A 16,623-nucleotide genomic window follows, 5' to 3' on the forward strand; every position below is an offset into this window, starting at 1 on the left:
GGTGATCAGGCCCCTCTGATCATCCGGGAAGAAGGGCGCATGCTGCCTGACCGTCGGCAAGTCTCCTTGCGGTGGCTGACCGGCACTGTCTTGACGGGACTGACGTCCATCGCATTGATGGGTGGCGCTCTCACGGTCGCAATGAATGGACAGTATAGCGTCGCTGCGGCGACGAACCTCGCAGGCGAGCGTCTCGACGATCAGGGCATGCCCGGTCAGGAAGTCGGCGCCAAGGGTGACAAGTTCGTTCGCGAGACAGCCTATTACGCCAACAAGCAGACAATTCCAGTCAGTGTGATGACCAAGGTCGGCGACCGCGAACACATCAAGGTGCGCCCTTACATTCTCGTCACGTCAACATTGTCTATGCGCAAGGACCCGGATCTCAAGGCCGATATTCCGCCGTTTGACCCAGTCAAGATGTATGCCAATGCCAAAAGTGGCGCAGCGCCTGAAAAGCCGACAACCGAGCCCGGCGCCTTTTCAGACTCCATCTACAGTGCCAATGTGCAAGGCGAAGTCAGCATCTCACTGAAGCCTTTCCCCGCTGATGCCAGCGACATCGACGTGAAGGCGACGCCGGATGAAACCGCAATTGAAAAGCGGGTTCGCGGATCCGCTCGTTTTCTCGGAGCAAGCCAGGCCGACGCGGGCACAGGTGCGGAAGCGCCCCTGATCGACCCGGCCCGCTTCAGCTTCAAACTCGCAAGCACCCCGGATCTTGCCCGACTATCGGTGAGGATCACGCCGGAGAACGTTTCTTTCGTTTCCAAGAACGAGAGCGCACAGGACGACCCATCCGAGAAGATTATCCCGATCTCTCAAGACAGCGACCTCACCGAAGTGCTCGGTACAAATCTGGACAGCAAGCAGGACGCTGCCAAAGTGGCTAAAGCGTTCGCTGAAAATTACGACATCGACTCTTTGGAAAAAGGCCAACGGCTGCGCATTGCCTATGCCCCGGATGCCGATGGCGAGGATGTGCACCATCCTGAGCGCGTCAGCCTCTATTCGGGCCGCGATCATGATGCGACGGTGGCCCTGTCTGATCACGGCGACTACGTGAAAGCCAAAGCGCCCGCGAATTTCTTGCCTGACGCATTCGCCGAGGCCGATCGCATGTCCTATACGGGACAATCTGCCGACCTTTACGACAGCATTTATCAAACGGCGCTTGAACAGGCGATCCCGAAGCCTCTCATTGATCAGTTGATCCGGGTGTTTGCCCCTAATGTTGACTATAAGTCGCATGCCAAGCCGGGCGACTCCCTCGATGTCTTCTATTCCAGCGATGACGAAGGGGAAAAGTCCGAGATCCTATTCGCTTCGCTGACCACCGGCTCAGGCGAGCACCGCTACTATCGCTTCCGGACACCGGATGATGGTCAGGTCGAATACTATGATGAAGAAGGCCGCACGGGGAAAAAATTCCTTCTGAGAAAGCCTGTAGCGCATGCCCGCTTCTCTTCCGGGTTCGGCATGCGGATGCATCCGATCAAGCATTATGAATATATGCATACTGGCGTCGACTGGGCCGCGCCACGCGGTACGCCAATCATGGCAGCAGGCGATGGAACCATTGAATACATGCGCTGGCGGTCAGGCTATGGCCGCAGCATCGGCCTGAAACATGCCAATGGCTATGAAACGACCTACAATCACATGAGCGGGTATCAGTCGAACCTCAAGGTCGGCGATACGGTGAAGCAGGGTCAGATCGTCGGTTTCGTCGGCTCGACCGGCCTGTCGACCGGTCCGCATTGCCACTTTGAAGTCAAGGTCAATGGCCGCTTTGTAGATCCGATGCGCGTCCGCCTGCCGCGCGGTCGGGTGCTGGAAGGGGAAGAACTGGCGATGTTCGAGGCCGAACGCGAGCGCATCGACTCCCTCGTCAACCGAGCCCATCCGCCGTCGCATCTGGCCATGGCAGACGAATAAACGCACCAGCCTTTCTGGCATTCACCTGCAAAGTGACCACCACAAGACAAAAGCCGCCGCTTCCAAATCAGAGGCGGCGGCTTTTTTACCTAGTCAACCAATCAGCCATTCTGCTGAATGGGGCATCAGGCAGCGGCAGCATCGCTGTGCTTGACCTGAAACAGCAGACGATCAGACCCGGCTGAAATTTCAACAGTCTGACCATCCAGAATTTGCCCCGACAGCAAGCGCTCGGCTAAAGGATCCTGCACTTCCTTCTGGATTGCACGCTTCAGAGGTCGTGCGCCATAAGCCGGATCATAGCCTTTGTCGGCAAGCCAGTCCCGAGCACCACCATCCAGGTCCAGCGTGATCTTGCGATCCTCCAGGAGTTTGTGCAGACGCTCCATCTGGATGTCCACAATCGTTCCCATCTGAGCCCGTTGCAAACGGTGGAATAGAACGATTTCATCCAACCGATTGAGAAACTCCGGCCGGAAGTGACCCCGCACGACGTCCATCACATGGCCTTCAACATCCTTGCTGTCTGCCCCATCGGCCTGATTGACCAGGAATTCAGCCCCAAGGTTAGAGGTCATGATGATCAGCGTATTGCGGAAATCGACCGTCCGCCCCTGTCCATCAGTCAACCGACCGTCATCCAGAACCTGCAACAGAACGTTGAAGACATCTGTATGAGCTTTTTCGATCTCGTCGAACAGGATCACCTGATACGGACGGCGACGGACCGCCTCCGTCAAGGCTCCCCCTTCTTCGTAGCCGACGTAGCCGGGAGGCGAACCGATCAGCCGAGCAACCGAATGCTTCTCCATGTATTCCGACATATCCATACGCACCATGGCGCTGTCATCATCGAAGAGAAAGCGGGCCAAAGCCTTGGTCAACTCCGTCTTGCCAACACCCGTTGGCCCAAGGAACATGAATGAGCCAATCGGTCGGTTGGGATCCTGCAACCCCGCCCGCGCACGGCGGACGGCTGTTGCAACTGCATGAATAGCTTCACTCTGTCCGACGACCCTGTCGGCCAGCACATCTTCCATTCGCAGCAGTTTTTCCCTTTCACCTTCCAACATCCGATCAACGGGAATGCCCGTCCACTTGGACACAACACGGGCAACATCTGCGGCGGTCACCGCCTCATCAACCATATTGCCTGAACCGGCACCTTTTTCATGGGTCTCCGCCTCGGTGAGCTGGCGTTCCAGATCCGGGATCGTGCCATAAGCGAGTTCACCAGCTTTTGCCAGATCACCACGCCGCTGTGCAATCTCCAGATCAATGCGGGCATGATCCAATTGCTCCTTCAGCTTATGCGCCAGGTTCAGTCGGTCTTTTTCCGCATGCCAGCGCTGCGTCAGCGCAGAGGCTTCCTCTTCAAGATCCGCAAGCTCGTGTCCCAGACGCTCCAGCCGATCCTTGGCTGCCTCATCCGTTTCAGTCTTCAAGGCTTCCCGCTCGATCTTCAACTGAATGATCCGGCGGTCGAGCTCGTCCAACCGTTCCGGCTTGGAATCCACCTGCATCCGCAGGCGGCTGGCAGCCTCGTCAACCAGATCGATTGCCTTGTCCGGCAAGAACCGATCCGTAATGTAACGATCTGACAGAGTAGCGGCCGACACAACTGCTGAATCAGTAATGCGAACGCCGTGATGCAACTCGTATTTTTCCTTGATGCCGCGCAGGATGGACACCGTATCTTCCACCGTCGGTTCACTGACGAACACTGGCTGAAAACGACGAGCCAACGCCGCATCCTTCTCAACATACTTACGGTATTCATCCAGCGTGGTCGCGCCAATGCAGTGCAATTCACCACGCGCCAGAGCTGGTTTCAGCAAATTGGACGCATCCATGGCGCCATCGCTTTTACCTGCCCCGACAAGCGTGTGCATCTCGTCGATGAACAGCACAATCTCACCAGCCGCCGCCTGAACTTCGGACAGAACGCTCTTCAGGCGTTCCTCGAATTCGCCGCGATATTTGGCACCAGCAATCAAAGATCCCATGTCGAGTGCCAGAAGACGCTTATTCTTCAAGGACTCCGGTACGTCGCCGTTGACAATGCGCAGCGCCAGACCTTCGGCAATGGCTGTCTTGCCAACCCCCGGCTCGCCAATCAGCACCGGATTGTTCTTGGTACGGCGCGAAAGAACCTGGATTGTGCGGCGAATTTCTTCGTCTCTGCCAATCACCGGATCCAGCTTGCCGTCCCGCGCCACTTCCGTGAGATCACGAGCAAATTTTTTCAAGGCGTCATAGGTGTTTTCAGCCGTGGCACTGTCCGCCGTCCGACCCTGACGCAGGGCGTTGATCGCCTCATTCAGAGCGTTCGGCGTTGCACCTGCCTTTTTCAGGATCTTGCCAGCATCGCCGTCCGTATCCATGGCCAGCGCCAAAAGAAGACGCTCGACGGTGACAAAACTGTCCCCGGCCTTTTGGGCAATCTTTTCAACCTGATCGAAAAGGCGCGCCATGGCTGGCGACAGATACAACTGGCCATTGCCACCCGACACTTTCGGAAGACGTTGCAAATGGGCTTCAAGTTCAGCCCGAGCCAGTTTTGAATTTGCGCCGGCAGCGTCAATCAGTCCGGACGATAGACCTTCCGGATCATCGAGCAAAACCTTCAAGAGATGCTCGGGCGTGAATTGCTGATGGCCCTGCCCAAGCGCAAAGGTCTGAGCGGACTGAATAAATCCGCGAGACCGTTCAGTATATTGTTCCAAGTTCATGTTTGTCCTCCAAACAGCCCAGCTACCCGAAGCATAGCTGGCATCTTTGAAATCGAGCCTTTTTAGAAAGCACCCGCGAGACCGAACATCGTCTCTGGATGAGATATAGTGTTGCAAAATGACAACAAAAGGGGCTGCGACAAATTTATACAGCACCGATAAAGCCGACTGCAAAAATGCCTGCGCACAAACAAAAACCGGCACCCTAAGGCGCCGGTTTCAACATTTCTCTGAGGGTGCGAACCCATAAACCAGTCCGCGTGCGCAAATAGGTTATTCGCCAGCAGGAACCGTTTCTTTGCTGTCAGAAGCGTCCGCCTTCTCAGCAGCAGGCGCACGCGGCTTGCGTGCACGTGGAACCCGCTTTGGCTTCGGCTTTTCATCTGTGCCCCCCGATGCGGCAGAGGCCTCTGTCGGGGCGGCCTCTGCGGCAGACCCTTCGCTGGTTTCGCTGCGCTTGGGAGCACGGGCGCGTGCAACGCGCGGCCTCCGGCGCGGCTTCTCGCCATCATCGGACGCATCCGACTTGCCAGAAGCAGCTTCGCCAGACCCTTTGACCTGGCCGGATTCATCGATCACCGGCATGTCGTCAATAAAGGGCTGAGGCGCATCCTCATCCACAGACGTGTCGGACTGAGCCGACGACTGATTGCGGTTGTAACGCTCACGACGACCACTATTTGCAGCGACCGGAGCATTTTCCGTCTCGTTGTTCATGCCCGTATCGTCGCCATCGTCGGCGTTGTCACCGCGACCGGACGACTGAGCAGGCTGCACACTGCCCTGAGCGGCTGCGATGATACGCAGGTAATGCTCGGCGTGCTGGAAATAGTTCTCGGACATGACACGGTCACCAGACACCTGGGCATCTCGTGCCAGTTGCTGATACTTCTCCGCGACATGTTGAGCGGTTCCTCGAATTTTGACATCCGGACCATTCGATTCGTAAGTCCGGCTCAGCGGGTTCGGACCTTTGCGGCCACGACCACGCATACGCTTGTTGCTTTGATTTCCATAGTCTCATCCTGCCGTTTTCTCTTAAGTAACGGCGGCCGGCAAAACGCCAGCCCAAAATCGGAATTGCCTAAATACCGATGCGAAAGTAACACCGAAACCAACCGTGACGGCCAGCGGCTGTCGTCCATTGAGAGACATCACGAGTCTTCAGGGCGCAAAAAGCATCCACTCATTCGTGATTTTCGGCGACAGTCCGAAAAGTCCGGAGATCCGTAAAACAACAGGGTTTAAAGCATCTTTATGAAAGCTTGCCCCGTTGCCGGATAGGCATGTGCCGCTTAGCAGTAATCACATTATCCGGTCTCGGCGAAACTGAAACTAACCGGTTCCCTCATGATTTCCAAGCGATTTCTCCGATAAAGCGCAAAAGAATACGCGTTAACCCCATTGGCCGGTAACGACGCGCTCGTTGCCACCAAGATCACGCAAAACCTCAAGTCCGCGAAAGCCCGCATCACTCAAAAGTCGCGACACCGCCTCGGCTTGATCAAAGCCGATTTCAAGAGCGATGCGCCCGCCAAAGGCGACAGCCTGTCGCGCCTCGGAAACAATCACCCGGTAGGCCAGAAGTCCATCCGCACCACCATCAAGCGCAAGACGCGGATCATTGTCCCGCACCTCGGGTGACAAAGTCTCGATGACATCGCTGACGATATACGGCGGATTGCTGATGACCCAGTCATAACTGCGGCCCAATGCCGCACCGAAATCTCCCAACACCGGAAAGAAGCGCTGCCCAACCCCAAGCCTGTCAGCATTTTGCTGCGCGCAGGACAGAGCCTCGGGCGCAATATCGACTGCGGTACAAGTGGCTTGCGGCATTTCACTCAAAAGCGCGATAGCAATCGCTCCGGTGCCTGTACCGATGTCCGCCAGACGCAACGCGCCCTCGGGAGCAGAGCGTGCAAGCACAGCCTCGACCAGGCATTCGGTATCTGCACGGGGCTCCAGCGTCGCTGCATTCAAGGCAAACTCCATGCCCCAAAAATCGCGCCGTCCCAAGAGCCGGCCAACCGGCTCATGTGCGATACGCCGCATGATCAGATCTTCAAGGGGCCCGACCATCTCAGCCGGGAACGTCTCCTCAAAGCGCAAGAACAAGTCAGAGGGAGACACCCCCAGAACCCCGGTTAGAAGAAGGCGGGCATCACTTGCACAATTCTCAAGTCCCGCCGCTTCGAAACGTTGGGTCATATCACGACAAACGGTGCGCAAAGATCTGGGGCCGCTCATGGCTCAGACCTCTTCGCTGGCAAGCAGCGTTGCCTGATAGTCCAGCGTCAGCGCTTCAATCACTTCGCCCAACGCCTCCCCCGCCACGATCTGCTCCAGCTTGTAGAGCGTCAGGCCAATGCGGTGATCCGTAACCCGACCTTGCGGAAAGTTGTAAGTGCGGATGCGCTCAGAACGATCACCGGACCCAACCTGCACACGACGCGCTTCGGTGCGCTCATTGGCGGTTCGCTCGCGTTCAGCATCATAGATGCGGGCGCGCAACAACTGCATGGCACGCGCCTTGTTCTTGTGCTGCGAGCGCTCATCCTGAACCGCCACAACAATGCCGGTCGGTTCATGCGTGATACGCACGGCAGAATCCGTTGTATTAACGTGCTGTCCCCCAGCACCGGAGGCACGGTAGGTGTCAATGCGCAAATCACTGTCGTTGATTTCAATATCAACGTTTTCGGCCTGCGGCAGCACCGCAACGGTGGCTGCCGAAGTATGAATACGGCCACCGGATTCGGTCGCTGGAACCCGCTGCACACGATGGACCCCGGACTCGAACTTCAACCGTGCAAAGACATTTTCGCCAGACACCGCGGCGATCACTTCCTTGAAGCCGCCAACCTCACCTTCGCTGGCCGAGACCACCTCGATCTTCCAGCCCTGAAGTTCAGCAAAACGCTGGTACATGCGAAACAGGTCCCCGGCAAACAGCGCCGCTTCATCGCCACCCGTTCCGGCACGCACTTCCAGAATGGCGTCGTTGGCGTCGGCCTCGTCCTTGGGCAGTAGCCCAATGCGAACAGCTTGCGCCAGCGTTTCAAGCTGCTCGCCAAGATCTTCGCGCTCCAACTCGGCCAGTTCACGCATATCCGCATCGGTGGACGGGTCCTTCAGCAAGGTCTCCGCATCAGCAAGCCCCTGCTCCACCTTCTTGTACGCCCTGATTTCATGAACCAGCGGCTCCAGCGCCGCATATTCCCGAGACAAACGCACATAGGTTTCAGGGTCCGCGCCCGACGACATCTGGTGCTCGATTTCGGCAAAACGATCCAGCAGGGTATCAAGCTTGTTTCGCGCGAGCATCGGCGCACGTCTCCTTCAAGGAAAGACAATTGGGAACGGGGCAGGCTCGCCAGATCAGGGATCTCGCTAGACGAGAACCCCATTTTCACGGGCAAACGCTTTCAGGAAACCGCGGATATCACCATCACGATAACCGGTTTCAAGCCGCGGCAAAAGCTGCGAGGACAATTGCTGCGCATCAAGTGACCGCAGCATTGTCTTCACCGGCCCCAAGGCTGCCGGAGACATGGACAGATCGCGGAACCCGAGAGCGATCAACGCCATCGCCTCCAACGGACGCCCGGCCAGTTCACCGCACAAGGTCACCGGCACATGGGCCTCTGTTGCCGCACACACGATCTTGCGCAAAGCCCGCAAGAACCCGACGCTCAAAGTATCAAACCGTTCGGCAACACGAATATTGCCGCGATCCGCCGCACAGAAGAACTGAAACAGGTCATTTGACCCGACCGACACGAAATTCACATGTTCCAGCAGTTCTTCCAACTGGAACAAAAGCGATGGCACCTCGATCATGACGCCAAGCTTGATGACCTCGGGCACGTCGTGACCATGCCGCCGCAGATGACGCAGCTCCTGATCGACCAACCCACGCGCTTGCAGAAATTCATCCACTTCTGCAACCATCGGGAACATCAGCTTGAGTTCACGGCCTGCCGCAGCCTTCAAAAGTGCGCGCACCTGCATACGCAGCAACCCCGGACGATCCAGCCCAAGGCGCAACGCCCGCCAGCCCATCGCCGGGTTCTCTTCCTGAATGGAGCGCAGATACGGCAGCACCTTGTCGCCACCAATATCCAACGAGCGGAACGTCACGGGGCGATCACCAGCAGCTTCCAACACCTGTTCATATTGGGCTTGCTGTTCCCGCAACTTCGGGAAGGACGAGGCGACCATGAACTGAAGCTCTGTGCGAAACAGTCCAACGCCAGACGCCCCGGCTTCAATCAGATGCGGCATGTCAACCAACAGTCCAGCATTCATCTGCAAGGTGATGTTGACGCCGTCCTTGGTGACGGACGCCTTAGACCGCAAACGACGGTACTGCGCCTGCCGCTTGGCACGGAACCGGATCTTCTCGCCGTAAGCGTGCTCAACATCTTGTGCCGGACGCAGGTGAACTTCACCTGCATCACCGTCTACAATGATCGCATCACCGACATCCGCCAGGCTAACGATATCCTCAACCTGTCCGACAATCGGAATGTTCAACGCCCGCCCGACAATCGCGACATGACTCGTCGGACCACCCTCTTCGAGAACCAACGCGCGTATACGGTCGCGGCCATAGTCCAGCAATTCGGCAGCACCCATGGTCCGAGCCACAAGGACAGCGTCATTGGGCAACTCGCCGCCTGCCGTCGGATGACTGCCTGTCAATTCACGGATCAACCGATGCGCAAGGTCATCGAGGTCGTGCAAGCGCTCACGCAAATACGGGTCGGTCTGCCGCAACATGCGGGCGCGCATATCACTCTGAACCTTTTCCACCGCAGCTTCTGCGGTCAGTCCATTGCGGATCGCCTCGTCGATCTTGCGGATCCAGCCGCGATCATAGGCAAACATGCGATACGCTTCGAGAACATCACGGTGCTCGCCCAGCGCGGCCATGTCGCCACGCGACAACAAATCATCAATGGACAGGCGCAATCGACTGATCGCCTCATCCAGACGTTTCTTTTCGCTGTCACTGTCTTCGGCGATCAGATTGGTCACAACGACGCGCGGCTCATGCAGAACCACCTGACCAAGGCCAACGCCCTCGGCAAGCGGAGCGCCTACGACATGGATTGGACGCGACATGTCGAGGCCGGTCGCCTTTTGCGAAATAGCCTCCAGCTCACCGGCAGCAACCATTTCTGCAATGACCATTGCCGTGGTCTGTAAGGCCTCAACTTCGTCTTCCAGATAGGTGCGATGCGCCTTGTTCTGCACAACAAGCACGCCAAGAGTTCGCCCGGCGCGCAAGATCGGCACACCCAGAAACGAGTTATAGACCTCTTCGCCAGTCTCCGGCAGATAGGTAAATCCGGGATGCGCCTGTGCGTTGGGCAAATTGAGGGGGCGCGCCTCTGCGGCAATCAGGCCGACAAGGCCCTGCCCCACGCGCAAGGATGCATTATGCACGGCGCCCGCGTTCAGGCCTTCCGTTGCATAAAGTTCGAGCACTCCGTCCGCACGCAGAATGTAGACCGAGCACACCTCGGCAACCACATTCGCGGCAATCAGAACCACGATCTTATCGAGCCGTTCCTGCGCCTTGATCGGCTCGGCCATGACTTCGCGAAGCTGGCGGAGCAGCAGGCGAGGTCCGGCGAGGTTGCTGCGCATGGGCTACCCCGTCATCCTTGTCGGATCACACTCAAATGGGCACGCACGCCCACCTGTTGCGAGTCAAAGTTGCTATCCGTCTAATCCGTATAGCGAATGGAGTGTTCTCACTGCAAGTTCCGTGTATGCGGAATCAATCAGAACCGAGATCTTGATTTCTGAAGTTGTAATGGCACGGATGTTGATACTTTTCTCCGCGAGGCCGCGGAAACACTGGGCTGCGATGCCCGCATGAGACCGCATTCCAATGCCGATCACCGACACCTTGACCACGTTGCGCTCGCCTTCCAGATTCTGGAAACCGATGGCCTCGCGATTGTCATGTAACACCTTGTTGGCACGGTCGAAATCGGTTTCAGGAACCGTGAAGGTAATGTCCGTCGTCTTGCCATCTGGCGAAATGTTCTGGACAATCATGTCAACATTGATGTTGGCGTCGGCCAAAGGCCCAAAGACAGACTGGGCCACGCCCGGCTTGTCGGCAACATCGCGGAGAGAAATCTGTGCTTCGTCCTTGGAAAAGGCGATGCCGGTGACAACCTGCTGTTCCACGAGTTCGTCCTCGTCGCAAATAAGAGTGCTCTGGGGAAGATCGCCAACGCCGATCTGCGGGGCGTCGGGATCATCAAAACTGGATCGCACGAACGTGCGGACGCCATAAATCATGGCCATCTCGACAGAGCGCACCTGAAGCACTTTCGCACCCAGGGACGCCATTTCGAGCATCTCCTCGAACGACACACGGTCGAGACGACGCGCACGCGGCACGATGCGCGGGTCTGTCGTATAAACCCCGTCAACATCGGTGTAGATATCACAGCGATCCGCCTTAATGGCGGCGGCGATAGCGACGGCGCTTGTGTCGGATCCACCGCGACCCAGCGTCGAAATGCGATTGTCCGGTGCAATGCCCTGAAGCCGGCCAAAACAGCGACCTGCTTCTGTGACAGCCGCTCATTCAAAAGGCTTCCGTCGATGTCCATGATGCGAGCAGCGCCATGGTTCTCATCTGTGCGGATCGGCACCTGCCACCCCTGCCAGGAACGAGCATCGACACCCATGTCCTGCAACACGATGGATAGCAAGCCCGATGTCACTTGCTCACCGGACGCCACAACGGCGTCATATTCGCGCGCATCATGCATCAGGGATGCCTGACGGCAAAATTCAACGAGCTTGTTCGTCTGTCCAGCCATGGCCGACACGACGACTGCAACTTCGTTTCCTGCATCGACCTCGCGCTTCACATGACGCGCCACGTTGCGGATGCGATCAAGGTCTGCGACGGACGTGCCGCCAAATTTCATAACCAGTCGCGCCATTGGTACCGTATTCTCTCGTAAAAGGACATGAGCGCCAGTCGCGCCCGGCGGATCGGGCGCCATCCTTACAACCCCAACGCGGGACCTGCAAGGTTGCACCTTGACAAAAGCGTCAGATCCTCCAAGGACACAAGATGAATGCCATGTTCCAACGGCAAGGGAAAGGACGCAAATGGCTGACAATGAAAAGACAACCATCGGAACGGTCGACTCGTCGGAGGTTGCCCGCTTTTCCGCAATGGCTGCCGAGTGGTGGGACCCGAAAGGCAAGTTCAAGCCATTGCACAAGTTCCATCCGGTGCGCCTTGGCTACATCAAGGAACACGTCTGCGCTAACTTTGACCGCTCGCCCAATGACCCGCAGGCTTTCAAGGGCTTGCGCTTCCTTGACATTGGCTGCGGTGGCGGTCTGCTCAGTGAGCCCATGGCACGGGTGGGAGCAGAGGTGGTCGGGGCCGACCCTTCGGACATCAACATCGAGATTGCCCGCACGCACATGAAGCTTTCGGGCCTCGACATTGACTACCGCGCCGAGACGGCGGAAGCGCTGGCAGAGGCTGGAGAGACCTTCGACGTTGTGCTGAACATGGAAGTCATCGAACACGTTGCAGATGTGCCGCTGTTCCTGAAGGAAACATCACGCATGGTGCGACCGGGTGGGCTGATGTTCGTCGCGACCATCAACCGCACGCTCAAAGCCTATGCGTTGGCGATCGTCGGGGCCGAGCGCGTGCTGCGTTGGCTGCCCAAAGGCACGCACTCCTACGACAAACTGGTGCGTCCGGAGGAAATTACGAGCCCACTCAAAGGCCACGGCATGCAGATAATGGATCGTTGCGGGGTGACGTTCAACCCTCTGCAGGACATCTGGAAACAGTCGTCCGACATGGACGTCAACTACATGATTCTGGCAAAACGTCCGTCAGACTAACGCTAAAATTGTCACGATAATATGACAAATACTTGCAAGAAATACGGTGGCAACATTCGTAATCTTGCAAGTATCTCATTCCATTCAGATAAATTTGAAAAATTTTATCCATTGTAAGTATTTACGAGATTGAGAGTCATTCCAAACTAAATATTTTATCCAAAATTTCTTGCAATCAACGCTCCATGGATCGAAAATATACCCGTGCACGGTGCAAAATCCCCGCATCTCCCACAGGTGCTTCACGAAAAGGAGTGTCAGATGTCCAAAACAGATAAAATTGCAAATGCCGAAAACCAGACCCTGTCCATGTTCCCAGGCTGGGATTGGTTGATGGGATCCCACGCGCGTGACAAGCGCCCGGAAGCTCTTCTGGACGGCTGGCAACAGACGCAACAACAGTTTGCTCATGCTGCCGAAACCATGATGAAAAACAATATGGATTTCATGAGCCGACGTCTTCAGACGTACCGTGACTGTCTTGACGAAACCGCTCAAGCACGTTGCCCGGAAGACATGGCGGAAACCTTTCAGGATTTCATCAGCAGAACAGCAAAAGATTATCAGGCTTTCTCGTATCTGATGCGTGAACAGCTTGAAACCACCGCAAACGCACAGGCCGACAAGGCAGAAGCTACGGCGGACGATATGGCTGACACAGCTGAAGAGCTGACGGATCAGGCTGCTGAAACGGCTGAAAAAGTATCAAAGCTGTCCCAAAAGGCGGCCTGACCGCAAAAGCCGAGGCGGGCTGCCGAAAACGGCCTGCCACCTGCTGCTCCATCTTGGTGCGGCTATCAGAGACTGACACGAAATCGCAGAGAGTTTGCGCGACGAACCGCCATCTGTTTGGCGTCGCAGTGGGCGCAAACCAATTTTGAAGAGGCTTCGGCCCTAGGCACGCAACGGTACATCGCGGCCAAAGGACAATATCGTCTCTTCAGCACGCCCATAGGCTGTCGGTAGCCTCAAAGCTCCAGAGGCGATGGAAAGCGTATGGGTCACAAGAAGCGTAAAACACAGCAAGGCTCCTTGGACGGCCAGCCGAGGACCTTCAGGGCTCTTGGCGCTCGTGTTTTGATGCGTTTCTGGACGAAAGCCGGGGCAAACTTCTGCTCCGGCTTTCTCGTCAAAACATAAACGAATAAAGCGGACCGCGCACACCAACGGCACCCCATTTCACGCTGGCGACTCGCCGTCAGTTCTTGTCGCCGGGCAAGCTGGGCAATGGCAGGATCGAGACGCCTTCTTCAATCAGATCTTTTGCCTCTTCAAGCGTGGTCTCGCCGTAAATGTTACGTTCTTCCGCCTCGCCGTAGTGCATCTTGCGGGCCTCCTCTGCGAAGGCCTTGCCAACATTGTCAGACGTCGCAAGAACTTGCTTGCGCACCTCCTGAAGGGCGGAGAGCACTTCTTTCTGACGCTCTGTCAAAGCCGGTGCAAAAACAGTCGCCGCTGCATCTGACGCAGGACATTCTCCATGTGACTGCGTCTCAGCCTCCACATCCACAACAAGAGCCTGCTTGTGAGCCGTGCTCTGAACAGGCGCTTCAGACGGCACAACGTCTTGCTTATCTCGACGACGCACGGTCGAAACGGCAGGCGCCATCAGAGCCTTGCGCACATCAGACGAGCCACACAGCGGACACGTAACCAACGCGCCCGCAACCTGGATGTCATAATCATCGGAATTCCGAAACTAAGGCCTCAAAAAGGTGTGAGGCCTCACACGAAAGAGCATATCGGATCAAGCACGTGTCTCCGCCGGACGCGGATCACCGCTGATAGAGGCACCCAAAGTGTTGAAATCACGCTCATTGGCGAGCGCCGGAATACGCTGACGCGCCTTGCGAACATCCTCAAGGCTGATCTTCGCGGTCAAGACCCCCGGTTCAGCATGGGCCAGTTCCGCTATAATCTCTCCCCAAGGGCCAACGATCACGCTGTGGCCATAGGTTTCACGACCATCTTCATGCACACCGCCCTGCGCAGCCGAAACCATATAGGCCCCGTTTTCGATAGCGCGGCAGCGCTGAAGGATATGCCAATGCGCTTCACCTGTCTGACGCGTAAAGGCGGCAGGTGCCGTCAACACCTCGGCCCCAGAATGGGCCTGCTGGCGGAAGACGGAAGGAAAGCGCACATCATAGCACACGGCAAGCCCCAGCCGTGTCCACGGCATTTCCGCCAGAGCGCTGGAGTGACCCGGCTCATAAGTCGCGGATTCTCGCCAGCTTTCACCGTTTTCAAGATCAACATCGAACATATGGATCTTGTCGTAGGTGACGGTGATCTGCCCATCCGGAGCGATCAGAAATGCCCGATTGGCAGCCTTGCCGTCTTCACGCAGGATCGCCAGTGATCCCAAGTGCAGCCAGATCCCCAACTCCTGCGCAAGGGCGCGGTAAGCGGCAACTGACGTGTCTTCCTCTTGCAAGCGGATCCGCTCTTTCAACTCATCAAAGCTACGGACCAGAAGATTGGTCATTTCCGGCGTCTGGACATATTGCGCGCCTTCGCTCGCCGCCTGCCGGATCAGTCCGGTTGCGATTTCAAGATTGGATTCAACATCCTTGCCGCTGCGCAACTGAATACAGGCTGCCAGAAAATCACTCATTTCAGTCCTCCAATCTTGGTTTCACGCTGTGCTCGCAACAATCTGTCGCTCACATCGGGCCCACAGTCCGAGACACGACACCATCGCCGTGTACTCTCTTGAGGCTGGTCAAGCAGCAAGCAAACCATCCAGCTTGCCCTGACGTTCCAGCGCATGCAGTTCGTCGCAGCCGCCCACATGCACGTCACCAATAAAGATCTGCGGAAAGGTTGCCCGCCCGTTGGCTTTCTGGATCATCTCCTGCTTCAATGCCGGATCGCCGGAGGCGTCGATTTCCCGAAAGGAAATGCCCTTCTTGTGCAGAAGAGATTTGGCTGCGGTGCAAAACCCGCAAAGCTGGCGTGTGTAGATAAGAACGTTGGCCATGATGCCCTCATACTAGCGGGTGCGTCTGTCTTGGGGGCACCCGAAAATCCCCCATAGTCTCCCCTGTATATGTTTTCTCGACGCAAAAGAACAAGCGTTGAGCCCGACTGCCGTTTTCGAGCAGTAGTCAAAACGCAGCAAGACGGTGCGTCACAGGGCGAGCGAAAACGTCAAAACATCAACGGAAGAGGCGCCCGCCTTGAGCAGAACGCTTGCACAAGCTGTCGCCGTTGCACCCGTGGTCAAGACATCGTCAACCAGAACGATTGATCGTCCCTCGACCTTCATCTGCGCGTCCGGTCGAAGCGCAAATGCACCGCGAACATTCTTATGACGCGCGCCCGCATCCAGACCGACCTGCTGGTGGGTGCGCCGCACCCGCGCCAGCACAAAAGCATCACTGAGAAGATCGTGACGGCGAGCCACCTCTTGCGCCAGCAAGGCCGCCTGATTGAAACGACGATGCCAAAGCCGGGTGCGATGCAAGGGAATGGGCACCAAAAGAGGTCGTGAGGCAAGAAGCTCCTGACCCGCTATAGCCATCCAGCCGCCCATCGCGCGGGCCAACTCGCGCCGCGCACCAAATTTGAAGCGGGTAACGAGATCTTGCGCCGGTCCCTCATGCCGCGCTGCCGCACGCGCGCGGCCAAACACCGGCGGGTCACTGATGGCACGTGCACTCCAAGCCCCTGCACCAAGATCGTGACTGAAAGGGATTCCCAACCTGTCGCACACCGGTTGGGCGATGAACGGCATGGTCGCCCAACAGCGCCCGCACACACCGTCCGCCATGCCCATGCGCGCATCACATGCCAGACAACGGGGCGGCAGCAAGCCATCCAGCATCATGCGGGTGAGATTTCCACCTGCCTGAGCCGCAAAGCGCCGCAGCGATTGCACGTGCCTGGATTGTCCTGCGAGAAATCCGCCCATCACGCCCCCTCTGTAGGAGACTAGGCCACTACATCGACAAAGGAAAGACGGGACCGCGCTGCGTGATCATCAGTGCCCCACTCGTGCGCGACGCAGCAGAGCGTTTTGCCCTTGCAGGACAACGCG

Annotated in this window: 12 protein-coding genes and 1 pseudogene; 3 read left to right on the plus strand and 10 right to left on the minus strand. The window is 57.1% G+C overall.

The features are described from left to right. The first annotated feature begins 39 nt into the window (after positions 1–39). Positions 40–1,938, plus strand: a complete 1,899-nt coding sequence (locus AC0L7U_RS09305) for a M23 family metallopeptidase (RefSeq protein WP_473695529.1) — start codon at positions 40–42, stop codon at positions 1,936–1,938. A gap of 125 nt (positions 1,939–2,063) precedes the next feature. Here the strand turns inward: AC0L7U_RS09305 and clpB are convergent, their stop codons facing one another. The 6 genes and pseudogenes from clpB to AC0L7U_RS09335 all read right to left on the minus strand — a co-directional run bounded on the left by clpB (position 2,064) and on the right by AC0L7U_RS09335 (position 11,650). Beyond that, on the minus strand, positions 2,064–4,670 hold the full coding sequence (clpB, locus tag AC0L7U_RS09310) for an ATP-dependent chaperone ClpB (RefSeq protein ID WP_473695531.1): 2,607 nt from the start codon (positions 4,668–4,670) through the stop codon (positions 2,064–2,066). A gap of 273 nt (positions 4,671–4,943) precedes the next feature. Beyond that, a complete protein-coding gene (locus AC0L7U_RS09315; protein WP_473695533.1) occupies positions 4,944–5,663 on the minus strand; it encodes a DUF4167 domain-containing protein in 720 nt (239 codons plus the stop codon). A gap of 402 nt (positions 5,664–6,065) precedes the next feature. Further along, on the minus strand, positions 6,066–6,920 hold the full coding sequence (prmC, locus tag AC0L7U_RS09320; protein ID WP_473695535.1) for a peptide chain release factor N(5)-glutamine methyltransferase: 855 nt from the start codon (positions 6,918–6,920) through the stop codon (positions 6,066–6,068). Positions 6,921–6,923: 3 nt separating this feature from the next. After that, entirely contained in the window at positions 6,924–7,997 is a 1,074-nt protein-coding gene (gene prfA / locus AC0L7U_RS09325) for a peptide chain release factor 1 (RefSeq protein ID WP_473695537.1), read from the minus strand. A 66-nt stretch (positions 7,998–8,063) separates the two neighbouring features. After that, positions 8,064–10,328 carry a phosphoenolpyruvate--protein phosphotransferase gene (gene ptsP / locus AC0L7U_RS09330; protein ID WP_473695539.1) on the minus strand — a complete coding sequence of 755 codons (2,265 nt, stop codon included), beginning with the start codon at positions 10,326–10,328 and terminating at the stop codon, positions 8,064–8,066. Positions 10,329–10,400: 72 nt separating this feature from the next. After that, positions 10,401–11,650: pseudogene (locus AC0L7U_RS09335) on the minus strand (aspartate kinase). A gap of 172 nt (positions 11,651–11,822) precedes the next feature. Here AC0L7U_RS09335 and ubiG point away from each other — a divergent pair. Next, positions 11,823–12,581, plus strand: a complete 759-nt coding sequence (ubiG, locus tag AC0L7U_RS09340) for a bifunctional 2-polyprenyl-6-hydroxyphenol methylase/3-demethylubiquinol 3-O-methyltransferase UbiG (protein WP_473695541.1) — start codon at positions 11,823–11,825, stop codon at positions 12,579–12,581. A 261-nt stretch (positions 12,582–12,842) separates the two neighbouring features. Further along, the gene (locus tag AC0L7U_RS09345) at positions 12,843–13,313 is read left to right on the plus strand and encodes a hypothetical protein (protein ID WP_473695543.1); all 471 of its coding nucleotides are present in this window, start codon (positions 12,843–12,845) and stop codon (positions 13,311–13,313) included. Between the two features lie 466 nt (positions 13,314–13,779). Here AC0L7U_RS09345 and AC0L7U_RS09350 read toward each other — a convergent pair whose 3' ends face one another. From AC0L7U_RS09350 to AC0L7U_RS09365, 4 genes are all read right to left on the minus strand, one after another. Further along, positions 13,780–14,238 carry a DUF1178 family protein gene (locus tag AC0L7U_RS09350; protein WP_473695545.1) on the minus strand — a complete coding sequence of 153 codons (459 nt, stop codon included), beginning with the start codon at positions 14,236–14,238 and terminating at the stop codon, positions 13,780–13,782. Positions 14,239–14,328: 90 nt separating this feature from the next. Continuing rightward, complete coding sequence (locus AC0L7U_RS09355) at positions 14,329–15,198, minus strand: carbon-nitrogen hydrolase family protein (RefSeq protein ID WP_473695547.1); 870 nt, start codon at positions 15,196–15,198, stop codon at positions 14,329–14,331. A 108-nt stretch (positions 15,199–15,306) separates the two neighbouring features. Next, positions 15,307–15,564, minus strand: a complete 258-nt coding sequence (grxC, locus tag AC0L7U_RS09360; RefSeq protein WP_473695549.1) for a glutaredoxin 3 — start codon at positions 15,562–15,564, stop codon at positions 15,307–15,309. A gap of 150 nt (positions 15,565–15,714) precedes the next feature. Next, complete coding sequence (locus tag AC0L7U_RS09365) at positions 15,715–16,464, minus strand: ComF family protein (RefSeq protein WP_473695551.1); 750 nt, start codon at positions 16,462–16,464, stop codon at positions 15,715–15,717. Positions 16,465–16,623 lie beyond the last annotated feature (159 nt).

Source organism: Roseibium sp. 10G30-5, assembly GCF_055809635.1.

Coding starts and splice junctions, on each gene's coding strand:
- AC0L7U_RS09345 (WP_473695543.1), top strand. CDS start 12,843: ATGTCCAAAACAGATAAAATTGCAAATGCCGAAAACCAGACCCTGTCC.
- AC0L7U_RS09305 (WP_473695529.1), top strand. CDS start 40: ATGCTGCCTGACCGTCGGCAAGTCTCCTTGCGGTGGCTGACCGGCACT.
- prmC (WP_473695535.1), bottom strand. CDS start 6,920: ATGAGCGGCCCCAGATCTTTGCGCACCGTTTGTCGTGATATGACCCAA.
- prfA (WP_473695537.1), bottom strand. CDS start 7,997: ATGCTCGCGCGAAACAAGCTTGATACCCTGCTGGATCGTTTTGCCGAA.
- grxC (WP_473695549.1), bottom strand. CDS start 15,564: ATGGCCAACGTTCTTATCTACACACGCCAGCTTTGCGGGTTTTGCACC.
- ptsP (WP_473695539.1), bottom strand. CDS start 10,328: ATGCGCAGCAACCTCGCCGGACCTCGCCTGCTGCTCCGCCAGCTTCGC.
- ubiG (WP_473695541.1), top strand. CDS start 11,823: ATGGCTGACAATGAAAAGACAACCATCGGAACGGTCGACTCGTCGGAG.
- AC0L7U_RS09355 (WP_473695547.1), bottom strand. CDS start 15,198: ATGAGTGATTTTCTGGCAGCCTGTATTCAGTTGCGCAGCGGCAAGGAT.
- AC0L7U_RS09315 (WP_473695533.1), bottom strand. CDS start 5,663: ATGCGTGGTCGTGGCCGCAAAGGTCCGAACCCGCTGAGCCGGACTTAC.
- clpB (WP_473695531.1), bottom strand. CDS start 4,670: ATGAACTTGGAACAATATACTGAACGGTCTCGCGGATTTATTCAGTCC.